15 protein-coding genes are annotated in these 13,667 nt (G+C 71.2%); 12 read left to right on the top strand and 3 right to left on the bottom strand.

What is annotated here, in order from left to right; all coding sequences use genetic code 11:
* Window positions 1-437 (bottom strand): LysM peptidoglycan-binding domain-containing protein (locus ADBZ5U_RS09380; RefSeq protein ID WP_526264688.1); only part of this gene is annotated, 437 nt, incomplete at its 3' end.
* A 49-nt stretch (window positions 438-486) separates the two neighbouring features.
* Between ADBZ5U_RS09380 and ADBZ5U_RS09375 the strand changes: the two genes are divergently transcribed.
* Together ADBZ5U_RS09375 and ADBZ5U_RS09370 are read left to right on the top strand one after the other, a co-directional pair.
* A complete protein-coding gene (locus ADBZ5U_RS09375) occupies window positions 487-867 on the top strand; it encodes a hypothetical protein (RefSeq protein ID WP_526264686.1) in 381 nt (126 codons plus the stop codon).
* Window positions 868-978: 111 nt separating this feature from the next.
* The gene (locus ADBZ5U_RS09370) at window positions 979-1,257 is read left to right on the top strand and encodes a hypothetical protein (RefSeq protein WP_526264684.1); all 279 of its coding nucleotides are present in this window, start codon (window positions 979-981) and stop codon (window positions 1,255-1,257) included.
* A 4-nt stretch (window positions 1,258-1,261) separates the two neighbouring features.
* Here ADBZ5U_RS09370 and ADBZ5U_RS09365 read toward each other — a convergent pair whose 3' ends face one another.
* Together ADBZ5U_RS09365 and ADBZ5U_RS09360 are read right to left on the bottom strand one after the other, a co-directional pair.
* Window positions 1,262-2,302, bottom strand: a complete 1,041-nt coding sequence (locus ADBZ5U_RS09365; protein WP_526264682.1) for an LLM class F420-dependent oxidoreductase — start codon at window positions 2,300-2,302, stop codon at window positions 1,262-1,264.
* 11 nt (window positions 2,303-2,313) lie between these two features.
* Complete coding sequence (locus ADBZ5U_RS09360; protein ID WP_526264680.1) at window positions 2,314-3,150, bottom strand: hypothetical protein; 837 nt, start codon at window positions 3,148-3,150, stop codon at window positions 2,314-2,316.
* Window positions 3,151-3,203: 53 nt separating this feature from the next.
* On the opposite strand from ADBZ5U_RS09360, the gene glmS reads away from it, so the two are divergent.
* The 10 genes from glmS to ADBZ5U_RS09310 all read left to right on the top strand — a co-directional run bounded on the left by glmS (window position 3,204) and on the right by ADBZ5U_RS09310 (window position 13,408).
* Window positions 3,204-5,072 (top strand): glutamine--fructose-6-phosphate transaminase (isomerizing), encoded by a 1,869-nt coding sequence (gene glmS, locus ADBZ5U_RS09355; protein ID WP_526264678.1) that lies wholly within the window; start codon window positions 3,204-3,206, stop codon window positions 5,070-5,072.
* A gap of 5 nt (window positions 5,073-5,077) precedes the next feature.
* Complete coding sequence (locus ADBZ5U_RS09350; RefSeq protein WP_526264675.1) at window positions 5,078-6,499, top strand: NAD(P)H-hydrate dehydratase; 1,422 nt, start codon at window positions 5,078-5,080, stop codon at window positions 6,497-6,499.
* Window positions 6,500-6,515: 16 nt separating this feature from the next.
* Window positions 6,516-7,928, top strand: a complete 1,413-nt coding sequence (gene gad / locus ADBZ5U_RS09345; RefSeq protein WP_526264673.1) for a glutamate decarboxylase — start codon at window positions 6,516-6,518, stop codon at window positions 7,926-7,928.
* A 67-nt stretch (window positions 7,929-7,995) separates the two neighbouring features.
* Complete coding sequence (gene alr / locus ADBZ5U_RS09340; RefSeq protein ID WP_526264692.1) at window positions 7,996-9,180, top strand: alanine racemase; 1,185 nt, start codon at window positions 7,996-7,998, stop codon at window positions 9,178-9,180.
* 97 nt (window positions 9,181-9,277) lie between these two features.
* Complete coding sequence (locus tag ADBZ5U_RS09335; RefSeq protein WP_526264690.1) at window positions 9,278-10,324, top strand: alpha/beta fold hydrolase; 1,047 nt, start codon at window positions 9,278-9,280, stop codon at window positions 10,322-10,324.
* Window positions 10,317-10,799 (top strand): tRNA (adenosine(37)-N6)-threonylcarbamoyltransferase complex ATPase subunit type 1 TsaE, encoded by a 483-nt coding sequence (gene tsaE, locus ADBZ5U_RS09330; RefSeq protein WP_526264671.1) that lies wholly within the window; start codon window positions 10,317-10,319, stop codon window positions 10,797-10,799. The genes ADBZ5U_RS09335 and tsaE overlap by 8 nt, the downstream gene beginning before the upstream one ends.
* Window positions 10,796-11,440: a tRNA (adenosine(37)-N6)-threonylcarbamoyltransferase complex dimerization subunit type 1 TsaB gene (gene tsaB, locus ADBZ5U_RS09325; protein WP_526264669.1), complete on the top strand. Its 645-nt coding sequence runs from the start codon at window positions 10,796-10,798 to the stop codon at window positions 11,438-11,440. The genes tsaE and tsaB overlap by 4 nt, the downstream gene beginning before the upstream one ends.
* A complete protein-coding gene (rimI, locus tag ADBZ5U_RS09320) occupies window positions 11,437-11,898 on the top strand; it encodes a ribosomal protein S18-alanine N-acetyltransferase (RefSeq protein ID WP_526264667.1) in 462 nt (153 codons plus the stop codon). The genes tsaB and rimI overlap by 4 nt, the downstream gene beginning before the upstream one ends.
* Window positions 11,895-12,923, top strand: a complete 1,029-nt coding sequence (gene tsaD / locus ADBZ5U_RS09315) for a tRNA (adenosine(37)-N6)-threonylcarbamoyltransferase complex transferase subunit TsaD (RefSeq protein ID WP_526264665.1) — start codon at window positions 11,895-11,897, stop codon at window positions 12,921-12,923. The genes rimI and tsaD overlap by 4 nt, the downstream gene beginning before the upstream one ends.
* Window positions 12,920-13,408: a nuclear transport factor 2 family protein gene (locus ADBZ5U_RS09310; protein WP_526264663.1), complete on the top strand. Its 489-nt coding sequence runs from the start codon at window positions 12,920-12,922 to the stop codon at window positions 13,406-13,408. The genes tsaD and ADBZ5U_RS09310 overlap by 4 nt, the downstream gene beginning before the upstream one ends.
* Window positions 13,409-13,667 lie beyond the last annotated feature (259 nt).

Genomic DNA, 13,667 nt, shown 5'->3' with positions numbered 1-13,667 from the left:
CGCTCGACGTTGCCGCCGCTGACCACCACCGACTTGGCGGGGATGGTGAGCTTGTCGCCGACCGCCAGGCTGTTGGGGTTGATCTTGGGGTTGGCGCTGGCGATCGACTTCCAGAGCTTCGAATCGCCGTAGTACTTCTTGGCGATCGAGGAGAGCGTCTCGCCCTTGGCGACCGTATGCGTGCCGCCGCTGGCGGACGCCGTAGCGGTGTTGCCGGTGCCGCGGGTGTTCGAGGACGATGCCGTCTTGGTGGAGGCGCTCGATCCGGTGCTGCCAGTGGAAGCGATGGTCGTCTCACCCGAGACCGTGCCGTTCACCGCGGGGATCACCAGCTTGGTACCAATCTTCATGCGGGTGGGATCCACCGTGGGATTGGCCTTGGCGATCAACTGCCACTTGTTGGTGGAACCCAGCTGCGACTTGGCGATGGTCTGCATCGTGTCGCCCTTCTGGACCAGGTAGGTCGAGCCAGAAGACGAACCAGCCGTGTTGGAGGCCGTGTTGGAGGCCGTGGTGGTGGAGCGCGGGGTCGAGCCGGTGCTTGCGCCAGTGTTCGAGCCAGTGTTCGAGCCAGTGTTCGAGCCGGTGTTCGAGCCGGTGTTCGAGCCGGTGTTCGAGCTCGTGGCCGAACCAGTTCCGCCGTTCGTGGTGGTCGAGGCAGAGCCAGTGCCAGTACCGGTCGTCGAAGAACCGCCGCTGGCGCTGGTGAGTCCGTTCGGTCCGAAACCGCCAGTTGTCGACGTCGCGGTGTTGCCCGTCGCGCCTGTCGGCGTGCCGGTCCCAAGGCCGCTTCCGGTGGTGGCGCCACTGGCCGCAGTGGTGGACGAGCCCAAACCGCCGTTGTTGAAGGAACGAGAGGCGCCCTGAGGAGCGGTGCCACCCGACGGTGCGCCGACAGCCGTGTTGGAGCCAGCCGCGAGGCCGTTGGCCCCACCGTTGCTGGCGGCAGCGGCGGCCTGCTGCTGACGGTTGCGCTCCATGAGCTCATCAAGCCCAGGAGTGGTGACCGTTGAGCCGGGAGCGCTCAGGCCGGTTCCGCTGGTGGTCCCAAGCGTGGTGCCGGAGGCACCCGCCGGGGGCAGCGTGCTCGGACGAGATCCGAGCGCACCGGTATCGGTGGCACCGATTCCGGTTCCGCCGCTGCTGGCGGCGGAGCGCCCACCCGAGGCCGAGCCGCCGGCGCAGCCGTCGCGGCCCGCCGACCCCCGGACTCCCTGCGAGATCGCCGCGGACGAACTCCCGCAGGTGGGCCGGTGAGCGCTCAGTCCAGCAGCTGCCGGAACCGCTCCACGAAACCGACGTACTCAGCGCCGTCGGCGGCCAGCGGGCTTGCCAGCAGGGTGGTCACCCCGGCCTCGGCGAACGCGGCGATACGTTCCCTGACGTAGCCCGGCGGGCCGATCAGCGACACGCCGCGCACCAGTTCGTCGGGCACCGCGGCTATCGCCTCGGCTTTGCGACCGGACAGGTACAGCTCCTGGATACGGTCGGCCACGTCGCCGAACCCGTAGCGGGTGGCCACATCGTGGTAGAAGTTGCGGCCCTTGGCGCCCATGCCGCCGATGTACAGCGCAAGTTGGGGTTTGGCCCACTGCAGCCGGTCCTCGACGTCATCGCCGATGGCCAGGGACACACCGACCATGACATCGAGCTCCCCGAGGCTCCCGTCCCGCTTGGCTCTTCCGGCGCGCAGCGCCTCGCCCCACACCCGGTCGGCACGCTCGGGCAGGAAGAAGACCGGTTGCCAGCCCTCGGCGATCTCCGCGGTCAGTTCGACGTTCCTGGGGCCCAGTGCGGCGATGTGTATCGGAATCCGTTCGCGCACGGGTTGATTGATGATCTTGAGAGCCTTGCCCAGCCCGGTTCCACGATCCGGGGGCAGCGGTATCTGGTAGTGCCGCCCCTGGTGGTCCAGCCGTTCCCGGCGCCACACCTCCCGGCAGATCTCCACGACCTCCCGGGTGCGGCCGAGTGGGGCGTCGAAGGCGACGCCGTGGAACCCCTCCATCACCTGTGGCCCCGAGGTGCCGATCCCCAACCGGAACCGGCCGTCGGAGACGTAGTCCAGTCCGGCCGCCGTCATCGCCAGCAGTGTCGGGGTCCGGGTGTAGATCGGCACCACCCCGGATCCGAGTTCGATGGTCGACGTCTTGGCCGCCAGATACCCCAACTGGCTGACCGCGTCGAAGGAGTACGCCTCGGCCACCAGAACCAGGTCCACGCCCTGCTTCTCCAGGGTGACCACCTGCTCGGCGGTTTCTTTGAAGCCGCCCGCGTAGGACAGGAAAATGCCGGAGCGCATGTCAGCGAACGCTAGCGGAACAGGGCGACGATCCGATCTTCGGCCGTCACCGGCGGGGCCTCGGGATCCGGCCTGCTGGTGTGCGGCAACTCGGCCTCGGGATCGGCGAACTCCCGGCAGCCTTTGTCGCCGGTCAGGTGGAACAGCAGGAAACCGGTGAGCAGTGCCCGGACCGTCTTCTGGGTGCCGCCACTGGAACCGGGGAAACCGAGGAGCCCGGTGAGCCGGCGTTTCTCGGCCAGGCCGGCGGAATGCGCCTCGTCGACGACGCGAAGCACAGCGCCGTCCCAGCCGGCCGCCACCTCGAGGGCGTCGGTCCGCAGGGACCTGGCGTCGTCGGGGGTGGCCAGCACCAGGCCGGGGACGGTCAGGGTCGCCGCGGCGGCCTCGGCCGACGGCTTGGTCACCGACGGGAACACCGCCGCCACCGCGGCCACCTCGGCCGGGCCCGCCGCAGCCAGCACGGCCGCCGCGGCGCCGAAGCCGTGACCGGCCAGTCCGAGTCTGGCGGGATCGACGCTGATCGCTCCGGAGCCCAAACGCACCCCGGAGATGACCTCGAGGGTGTCGGTCAGATCGCGGGAGAACGTCAGCGCCGACGGCACCGGCCCGCGCTGGGTGTTCGGGGCGGCCGCGACGATGCCCCAGCTGGCCAGATGCTCCAGGGTCCCGGCGTAGTCTTCGGCGCCGGCCAGCCAGTCGTGGCCGAAGGCGATCCCGGGCAGGTCAAAGCCTTCGGCGGGGGTGTACAGCACCCCCGGGACGCCGGCGAAATTCAGGTCGCCGCGCAGCACCTGGTGGGGACCGTGCCGGGTCACGGCGTGGAACACCTTCTTGATCCGGGCCATCCCCCGACCGTAGCCGAGTGGCGGCCGCGGTGGGCTGGACTACTCTGGAGCCGATGTGCGGAATAGTGGCCTACGTCGGGCACCGCCCTGCCTGCGGCGTCATCGTCGACGCTCTGCGCCGGATGGAGTACCGGGGCTACGACTCCGCCGGCCTGGCACTTCTCGACGGCGCCGGCGGGCTGACCGTCCGGCGCCGCGCCGGCCGGCTGGCCAATCTCGAGGCCGCGCTCGCCGAGGCCGATCCGGCGGGTCTGACCGGAACCGCCGGCATCGGGCACACCCGGTGGGCCACCCACGGCCGGCCCACCGACCGCAACGCCCATCCGCACCGCGACGCCGCCGGGGAGTTCGCCGTCGTGCACAACGGCATCATCGAGAACTTCGCCGTGCTTCGCGCCGAACTGGAGGCCGCCGGCGTCGAGTTCGCCAGCGACACCGACACCGAGGTGGCGGTGCACCTGGTCGCCCGCGCCTACCGGCACGGCGCGACGGCCGGGGACTTCGTCGGTTCGGCGCTGGCCGTGCTGCGCCGGCTGGAGGGTCATTTCACGCTGGTGTTCTCCCATGCCGCAGATCCGGGAACCATCGTCGCGGCACGCCGGTCCACCCCGCTGGTGGTCGGCATCGGCGAGGGCGAGATGTTCCTGGGATCCGATGTCGCTGCGTTCATCGAATTCACCCGCGAGGCAGTCGAACTCGGCCAGGACCAGGCGGTGGTGATCACCGCCGACGGCTACCGGATCATGGACTTCGACGGCAACGACCAGGCCGCCCACGCCCGGCCCTTTCACATCGACTGGGACCTGTCGGCCGCCGAGAAGGGCGGCTACGACTACTTCATGCTCAAGGAGATGGCCGAGCAGCCCGACGCCGTGTCCGACACCCTGCTCGGCCATTTCAGCGACGGCCGGATCGTGCTCGACGAGCAGCGCCTCTCGGATCAGGATCTGCGCGAAGTCGACAAGGTGTTCATCGTGGCGTGCGGCACCGCCTACCACTCCGGGTTGCTGGCCAAGTACGCCATCGAGCACTGGACCCGCCTGCCGGTGGAGGTCGAGTTGGCCAGCGAATTCCGTTACCGCGACCCGGTTCTGGACCGCGGCACCCTGGTGATCGCCATCTCGCAGTCCGGGGAGACCGCCGACACCCTCGAGGCGGTGCGTCACGCCAAGACCCAGAAGGCCAAGATCCTGGCCGTCTGCAACACCAACGGCAGCCAGATACCGCGCGAGGCCGACGCCGTCCTCTACACCCGCGCCGGGCCGGAGATCGGCGTCGCGGCCACCAAGACTTTCCTCGCCCAGGTCGCCGCGAACTACCTCGTCGGCCTGGCACTGGCTCAGGCCCGCGGCACCAAGTACCCCGACGAGGTGGAACGGGAGTTCCGCGAACTGGAGTCGATGCCGGCGCTGATCGCCGCCGTGCTCGGCCGTCTGGACACCGCCGCCGAGTTGGGCCGCCGCTACGCCGACTCCTCGGCGGTGCTGTTCCTGGGCCGCCACGTGGGCTACCCGGTGGCACTCGAGGGTGCGCTCAAGCTCAAGGAACTGGCCTACATGCATGCCGAGGGCTTCGCCGCAGGCGAACTCAAGCACGGGCCGATCGCGCTGATCGAGGAGGGCCTGCCGGTCATCGTCGTGATGCCCTCGCCGAAGAACGCCGCGATGCTGCACTCGAAGCTGCTCTCCAACATCCGGGAGATCCAGGCCCGTGGCGCGGTCACCATCGTGATCGCCGAGGAAGGTGACGACACCGTCCGGCCCTACGCCGACCACATGTTTGAGATCCCCGCGGTCTCAACGCTTTTCCAGCCCCTGCTGTCCACCGTTCCGCTTCAGGCCTTCGCCGCCGCGGTCGCCCTGGCCCGCGGCTACGACGTGGACAAGCCGCGGAACCTGGCCAAGTCCGTCACCGTCGAATAAGCCCGATGCGGCACTTCTACACGGCCGATCAGATCCGGTCCGCGGAGGCGCCCCTGCTGGCCGCCCTGCCAGGCGGCGCGTTGATGCGCCGCGCCGCCGGCGGGCTGGCGACGTCGATAGCCGCCGAATTGCGCCGCCGCACCGGCGGGGTGGCCGGCCGGTCGGTGTGCGCGGTCGTCGGCTCCGGCGACAACGGCGGTGACGCACTGTGGGCGGCGACGTTCCTGCGCCGCCGGGGGGCCGGGGCGTCGGCGATCCTGCTCGACCCGGAACGCACCCACCCCGCCGCCCTGGCCGCGTTCCGGGCGGCCGGCGGCCGGGTGGTGCAGGCCCCGCCTGCGGGCGCCGATCTGGTGATCGACGGCGTGGTCGGAATCTCCGGCACCGGCCCGTTGCGGCCGGCGGCCGCGGAGGTCTTCGCCGCGGTGCGGGCCGCCGGTGTCCCGGTGGTCGCCGTGGACATCCCCAGTGGCATCGACGTGCACACCGGGGCTATCACCGGACCGGCCGTGCAGGCCGCGGTGACCGTCACCTTCGGCGGGCTCAAGCCGGTGCACGCGCTGGCCGACTGCGGGCGGGTGGAACTGGTCGACATCGGCCTGGACCTCCCCGACACCGACCTGGCCGGTCTGGAGGCCGCCGACGTCAGGGCCGCCTGGCCGGTGCCGGGCCCGCGCGACGACAAGTACACCCAGGGGGTGGTGGGAATCCTGGCCGGGTCGGCGGCCTATCCGGGCGCGGCGATCCTGTGCACCGGTGCAGCGGTCGCCGCGACCTCGGGGATGGTCCGCTATGCCGGCGCCGCGGCCGCCCAGGTGGTGTCGCACTGGCCGGAGGTCGTGGCCGCGCCCGACGCGGCGGCGGCCGGCCGGGTGCAGGCCTGGTGCGTCGGCCCGGGCCTGGGCACCGGCGAGGAGGCACTGGCCGCGCTGAGGTTCGCGCTGGGCGGCGACCTGCCGGTCATCGTCGACGCCGACGGGCTGACCCTGCTGGCCGCCCACCCGCACCTGCTCGCCGACCGGGCGGCCCCCACCGTGCTGACCCCGCACGCCGGGGAGTACGAGCGGTTCGGCCTCGGGCCGGTGGGCGACGACCGGGTGTCGGCCGCCCGCCGACTGGCCGGGCGACTGGGCGCCACCGTGCTGCTGAAGGGCAACGTCACCGTCATCGCCGAACCCGCGGGCCGCGCGTTCCTGAATCCGGCCGGCGGCGCCTGGGCGGCCACCGCCGGTTCCGGGGACGTGCTGTCCGGCGTCATCGGCGCGCTGCTGGCCGGGGGCCTCCCGCCCGGGCGGGCCGCCGCCGCGGCGGCGTTCGTGCACGCCCGCGCCGCCAACGCCTCGGCCGCCGAACCGGGGCCGACGCCGGTGCCGACGTCGGCGTCGCGCATCCTGTCCCATATCCGCTCCGCCCTCGCCGCGCTGTAACCGATCAGGAGGCACCATGCCGCACGTCAAGTACCGGTCACCGTCGATCGCGCCGGCCTACACCGGCCGGCTGTCCACCGACCCCGTCCCGTCGCTGCGGCTGCCCGACGAGGCCATGGAGCCCGCCGCGGCCTACCGGTTCATCCACGACGAACTGATGCTCGACGGCAGTTCCCGGCTCAACCTGGCCACCTTCGTCACCACCTGGATGGACCCCGAGGCCGAACGTCTGATGGCCGAGACGTTCGACAAGAACATGATCGACAAGGACGAGTACCCGGCCACCGCTGCGATCGAATCCCGTTGTGTGGCAATGGTCGCCGACCTCTTCCACGCCGAGAACCTGCGCGACGACGACGCCGCCAGCGCGATCGGCGTGTCCACCGTCGGATCCTCGGAGGCGGTGATGCTGGGCGGCCTGGCGCTGAAGTGGCGGTGGAAGGAGCGCGTCGGCGGCAAGGACGGCAACGGCTGGAAGAACCGCACCCCGAACCTGGTGATGGGTTCCAACGTCCAGGTGGTGTGGGAGAAGTTCTGCCGCTACTTCGAGGTCGAACCGCGCTACCTGCCGATGGCGGAGGACCGCTACGTCATCACCCCCGAGCAGGTCGTCGCAGCCGTCGACGAGGACACCATCGGTGTGGTGGGGATCGTGGGCACCACCTACACCGGTGAACTGGAGCCGATCGCCGAGATCTGCGCCGCCCTGGACAAGCTGCAGAAGAAGACCGGCCTGGACGTGCCGGTGCATGTCGACGCCGCCAGCGGCGGGTTCGTGGTCCCGTTCCTGCATCCCGACCTCAAGTGGGACTTCCGCCTGCCCCGGGTGGTGTCGATCAACGTCAGCGGCCACAAGTACGGGCTGACCTATCCCGGTATCGGATTCGTGGTGTGGCGCAACGCCGATCACCTTCCCGAGGACCTGATCTTCCGGGTCAACTACCTCGGCGGGAACATGCCGACCTTCACGCTCAACTTCTCCCGTCCCGGCAACCAGGTGGTCGGTCAGTACTACAACTTCCTGCGCCTGGGACGCGCCGGCTACACCCACGTGATGCAGACCCTGTCGGGCACCGCCCGGTGGTTCTCCGATCAGCTGGCCAAGTCCCGGCACTTCGACGTGATCGCCGACGGCTCGAAGATCCCGGTGGTGGCCTTCAAGCTCTCCGGTGACTCGGGTCGCCCTGCCGGGGGCTGGGGCTACACCGAGTTCGACGTGTCCGCGGGGCTGCGGTCCTACGGGTGGCAGGTGCCGGCCTACACGATGCCCGACGGCGCGACCGACGTGTCGGTGCTGCGGGTGGTGGTCCGGGAGGGCTTTTCCGCCGACCTGGCCCGCTCGCTGTGGGAGGACCTGCACGCCGTGCTCGACCACCTCGACGCGATACAACCGGAGGGCCACTTCACCCAGGAACATTTCGCGCACTGACGGCGGGGCGGGGGAAGCACTTCGCCCCCTGACGCGTCTGGGACAATCGGGACCAGGTGACATGACCATGCAGACCACGCCGTTGACGCCCCCGACGCCCCCGGCCGCAGCCGCGGTCAACGGCGAGGCGATCATCGACCTCTCGGCGATCGCCGACAACGTGCGGGTCCTGTCCGATTTGGCCGGACCGGCCCAGGTCATGGCGGTCGTCAAGGCCGACGGCTACGGGCACGGCGCCTCCCAGGTGGCCCGGGCCGCCGTGGCGGCCGGCGCCGCCGAACTCGGGGTGGCCACCATCGACGAGGCACTAGCACTGCGCCGGGACGGCATCACCGCCCCGGTGCTGGCCTGGCTGCACCCGCCGGGCACCGACTTCGCGCCGGCCCTGGCAGCCGACGTCGGGATAGGCATCTCCTCGTCCGGCCAGGTCGACGCCGTCCTCGACGCGGTGCGGCGCACCGGGCGTCCCGCGGTGCTCACCCTCAAGGTGGACACCGGGCTCAACCGCAACGGGGTCGGCGCCGACGACTACCCCGGCGTCCTCGACGTAGTGCGCCGCGCCGCCGCCGACGGCGCGGTGCGGGTGCGCGGCATCATGTCCCATCTCGCCTGCGCCGATGAACCGGACAATCCGGTCAACGACCTTCAGGCACAACGGTTCACCGCGATACTCGCCGAGGCGCGCCGCCGCGGCGTCGACTACGAGGTGGCGCACCTGTCCAACTCGCCGTCGGCGATGACCCGGCCCGACCTGGCCTTCGACATGGTCCGCCCCGGCATCGCGGTCTACGGGCTCGACCCGGTACCCGACCGCGGCGGCATGGGACTGCGGCCGGCCATGACGCTGAGCTGTCCGGTGGCGATGGTCAAGGCGGTGCGCGCCGGGGACGGGGTCTCCTACAGCCACACCTGGATCGCCGACCGCGACACCACCGTGGCACTGATCCCACTGGGCTACGCCGACGGTGTCCCGCGAGCCCTCAGCGGCCGCATCGACGTCCTCATCAACGGCCGGCTGTGCCGCAGCGTCGGCCGGATCTGCATGGACCAGTTCATGGTCGACCTCGGTCCCGGGGCGACCGGGGTGGCCGAAGGCGATCGTGCCGTGCTCTTCGGGCCGGGCGCCGACGGCGAATCGACCGCCCAGGACTGGGCCGAAGCAATCGACACCATCCACTACGAGGTGGTCACCGGTCTGCACGGCAGGGTTCGGCGCACCTACCTCGAGGCGGATACCGATGCCCACCGATAGGCCCCGCAGGTTCCGACTGCGCCGCCGCCGGGCGGTCCGACCCCTCGCCCTGCCGCCGGCCAAATCCGACTCCTCGACGGTCGGGAGGGTCGGCCTGATGGCCGGGGTCGCCGGGCTCGGCGCGGTCGGGGCGGCCGCCGCGCGGTCGCGGCGGCACCGCAAGGCCGTCCGGGACGCCTACGAGGGCGAGGACTTCCGCCTGCTGGAAGCCGACCGCGGCTGCGTGGTCACCACCACCGACGGCGTGCCGCTGGTGGTGCGCGAGGTCGGGCCGGTCACCGCCGGACTGACCGTGGTGTTCGCCCACGGGTTCTGCATGCGGATGGGTTCGTTCCACTTCCAGCGCGCCGCGCTGGCGCAGCGGTGGGGAGAACAGGTCCGGATGGTGTTCTACGACCAGCGCGGCCATGGCCAGTCCGGGACCGCCCCCTGCGACACATACACCGTCGAACAGCTCGGCCGGGATCTGGAAACCGTTCTGCAAGTGATGGTTCCGCGCGGGCCGGTGGTCCTGGTGGGCCACTCGATGGGTGGTATGACGGTGCTCTCCCATGCCCGGCAGTTCCCCTGGCACTACGGCCGGCGCGTCGTCGGCGCGGCGATCATCGCCTCGGCCGCAGAGGGGGTGGCCCGCTCACCGTTGGGGGAGATTCTGCGCAATCCCGCCCTGGAGGCGGTCCGGTTCGCCGCCCGCTACGCGCCCGACCTGGTGCTCCGCGGCCGGGGCGCCACCCGGTCGATGCTGCGGCCGATCATCAGGACGGCGGCATTCAGCGACCACGAGATCAGCCCCAGCGTTGCGGCGTTCAACGAGGAGATGATCCACGACACCTCGATCGACACCCTGGTGGAGTTCCTGCACGCCCTGGAGGTCCACGACGAGACCGCCGCGCTGCCGGTGCTGGCCGGCATTCCGACCCTGATCGCCTGCGGTGACCGCGACCTGCTGACGCCGGTCAAGTACTCCGAGGAGATGGCCGCCGTGCTCCCGGAATCGCTGTTGGTGGTCATACCGGGCGCCGCGCACCTGGTGATGATGGAGCGGCCCGAGGTGATCAACGACGCGCTGGTGCGACTGGTGGAGCGGGCGACGCCGTCGCCGCTGGTGGCGTTCGCCCGGAGGATGCGAGACCGGTTTGAGTGAGGCGCCCCCCGAGGTCCTGTTCGATGCCGGCGCGGCCTCCCTGCCCACCGCCGCCGACACCATCGCCCTCGGCGCCCGGTTGGGGGCAACGCTGCGGGCCGGTGACGTGGTGGTGCTCTCCGGTCCGCTCGGAGCCGGGAAAACGGTGCTGGCCAAGGGAATAGCGCAGGGGATGGACGTCGAGGGCCCGGTCACCTCCCCGACCTTCGTCCTGGCCCGGGTGCACCGCGCCCGCAGGCCTGGCCGCCCGGCGATGGTGCATGTCGACATGTACCGACTGCTCGGCGACGGCGCACCGGACCTGGAGGCCGAACTGGACTCTCTGGACCTCGACACCGATCTGGACGAGGCGGTCGCGGTGGTGGAGTGGGGCGCGGGACTGGCTGAGCGGCTCTCCGACCGTCACCTGTGTGTCGACCTGCGGCGCGGGTCCGACGACACCCGGACCGCGACCTGGCGGTGGAACACCCCGTGACCCGGACCGTGCTGGCCGTCGACACCGCCACCCCGGCGGTGATCGCCGGCGTCGTGCGTCGCCACGACGACGGTCGCATCGAGACCCTCGCCCAGCGGGTCACCGTGGACGCCCACGCCCATGCCGAGTTGCTGACCCCGAACATCGTTGCCGCACTGGCTGATTCACACCTGGATTTCGCCGATCTCGATGCGGTGGTGGTCGGCTGCGGTCCCGGCCCGTTCACCGGCCTGCGGGTCGGGATGGCCACCGCGGCGGCCTACGGCCATGCCCTCGGCGTGCCGGTGCACGGGGTGTGCTCGCTGGACGCCGTCGGCGGACAGACCAGAGGTGCGGTGCTGGTGGTCACCGACGCGCGCCGCCGGGAGGTGTACTGGGCCCGCTACCACGACGGCGTTCGGGTCGAGGGGCCCGGCGTGGCCGCGGCGGGCGACGTCGGCACAGGCGGTGTCGAATCGGTGGCCGGAACAACCGAGCAGTGCGCCCGTTTCGACCTGACCCACACCGGACCGCAGCGACCCGATCCGGCCGGTCTGGTCGCCGCCGTCGCGGACTGGACGGCCGACCCGCCCGCACCGGCACCGCTGTATCTGCGCCGGCCCGACGCCAAGACCCTGGCCGAACGGGGCCTGAGCAGGTGAGGGTGGTCTACGGCGAACTGACCCGGGGCGACGCCGCCCGCTGCGCGGAGTTGGAATCCCTGCTGTTCGGCGGCGACGATCCGTGGCCCCAGGCGGTGTTCGTCCGGGAGCTGGCCGCCCGGCACAACCGCTACGTCGCCGCCCGGGTGGAGGACGAACTCGTCGGCTACGCCGGGATCGCCCGGCTGGGGCGCACCCCGCCGTTCGAGTACGAGATCCACACCATCGGCGTCGACCCGGACTACCAGCGGCACGGGATCGGCCGCGCCATGATGGAGCGACTGCTGTCCTCGGTCGAGCCCGGCGCCGCGGTGTTCCTGGAGGTCCGCACCGACAACGACCCCGCCATCGAGTTGTACCGCAGCCTCGGCTTCGTCACCATCGGGGTGCGCAAGCGGTACTACCGCGCCAGCGGCGCCGACGCCTACACCATGAGACGGGGGGAGATCCCGGCGTGAGCAGGTCGATACTGGCCATCGAAACCTCCTGTGACGAAACAGGAGTCGGCATCGCCGCCCTTGCCGACGACGGCACCGTCACACTGCTGGCCGACGAAGTGGCCTCCAGCGTCGATGAGCACGCCCGCTTCGGCGGGGTGGTTCCCGAGGTGGCATCCCGGGCGCACCTGGAGGCGCTGGTGCCCACCATGCGGCGTGCCCTGGAGGTCGCCGGTATCGACCGGCCCGACGTGGTGGCCGTCACCGTCGGCCCCGGCCTGGCCGGCGCGCTGATGGTCGGGGTGGCCGCCGCCAAGGCCTACGCCGCGGCCTGGAACGTGCCGTTCTATGCGGTCAACCACCTCGGCGGGCATCTGGCCGCCGACGTCTACGACCACGGTCGGTTGCCGGAATGCGTCGGACTGCTGGTGTCCGGCGGCCATACCCATCTGCTGCACGTGCGCTCGCTGGCCGAACCGATCGTGGAGTTGGGCAGCACCGTCGACGACGCGGCGGGGGAGGCCTACGACAAGGTGGCCCGACTGCTCGGCCTGGGTTATCCGGGCGGGCGGGTGCTCGACGACCTGGCCCGCACCGGCGACCGGCAGGCCATCGTGTTCCCGCGTGGAATGACAGGCCCCCGCGACGCCCCCTACGCCTTCAGTTTCTCCGGGCTCAAGACCGCGGTCGCGCGCTACGTCGAGTCCCATCCCGAGGCCCGCCGCGCCGACGTCGCGGCCGGATTCCAGGAGGCCGTAGCCGACGTGCTGACCGCCAAGGCCGTGCGGGCCGCCACCGATCTCGGGGTGCCCACCCTGCTGGTCGCCGGCGGGGTGGCGGCCAACTCCCGGCTGCGCGAATTGGCCGAAGAGCGTTGCGCCGCAGCGGGTCTGACTTTGCGCGTCCCGCGGCCGCGGCTGTGCACCGACAATGGCGCCATGATCGCGTCGTTCGCCGCCCACCTGGTCGCCGCCGGCGCCGAGCCGTCGGGCTTGGACGTGGCCGGGGACCCGGGCCTACCGATCCTTTGCGGGCAGGTCGCGTGAGCGACCGGGAGGCGATCCTTCAGTTGATCTACCGCTACGCCGAACTGATCGACGCCGGAGATTTCGCCGGTGTGGGCGAACTGCTGGCACACGCGGCGTTCGGCGGACCGCGCACGCCGGCGGTGCGCGGCGCGGCGAACATCGCCGCGGTGTTCGCCATGACCACCCGCCGGTTCGACGACGGCACGCCGAAGACCCGCCACCTCGTGCTCAACCCGATCGTGGAGATCGACGGTGACATCGCCACCGCCCGGTCCACCTTCTGCGTCGTGCAGGCCACCGACCGGTTGCCGCTGCAGCCGATCGTGGTGGGCCGCTACTACGACCGGCTGGCCCGGGACCCCGGGTCGGGCTGGCACTTCACCGAGCGCATCGCGGATGTGGAGATGCTCGGCGAGGTGTCCGACCACCTGCTGTTCGACCCGGCTCAGGCCCCCATCGGGAGTTCGCTCAGATCGAGGGTCTCGCCCGGGGAGTCGACCTGAGCGCACCCTCGGCGCAAGGTGGCGGCCGCGGGTGCGACTTCGCCGTCGGCGAATACGCACCGACCCCCCCTTGAGTGCTAGCACTCTCCCGTATAGAGTGCTAGGTGGCAGGCGGACAATCCCTGCGTCGGCACCCGCGACGACGGCGCGAGGGTACGGACGAATGCCGAACACCTGGTGAACCCGGCCCGGGAAAACCCCGGGCCAAGACCATCGAATAGTGGAGGACCACGTGGCGAGCGTGAACATCCGGCCCCTC

The sequence above is a fragment of the Mycobacterium sp. genome, assembly GCF_040398885.1.
Taxonomy (GTDB): Bacteria; Actinomycetota; Actinomycetes; order Mycobacteriales; family Mycobacteriaceae; genus Mycobacterium.
Note: the sequence above shows the minus strand (reverse complement) of the source record. Positions and strands in the feature narration are given on the sequence as shown.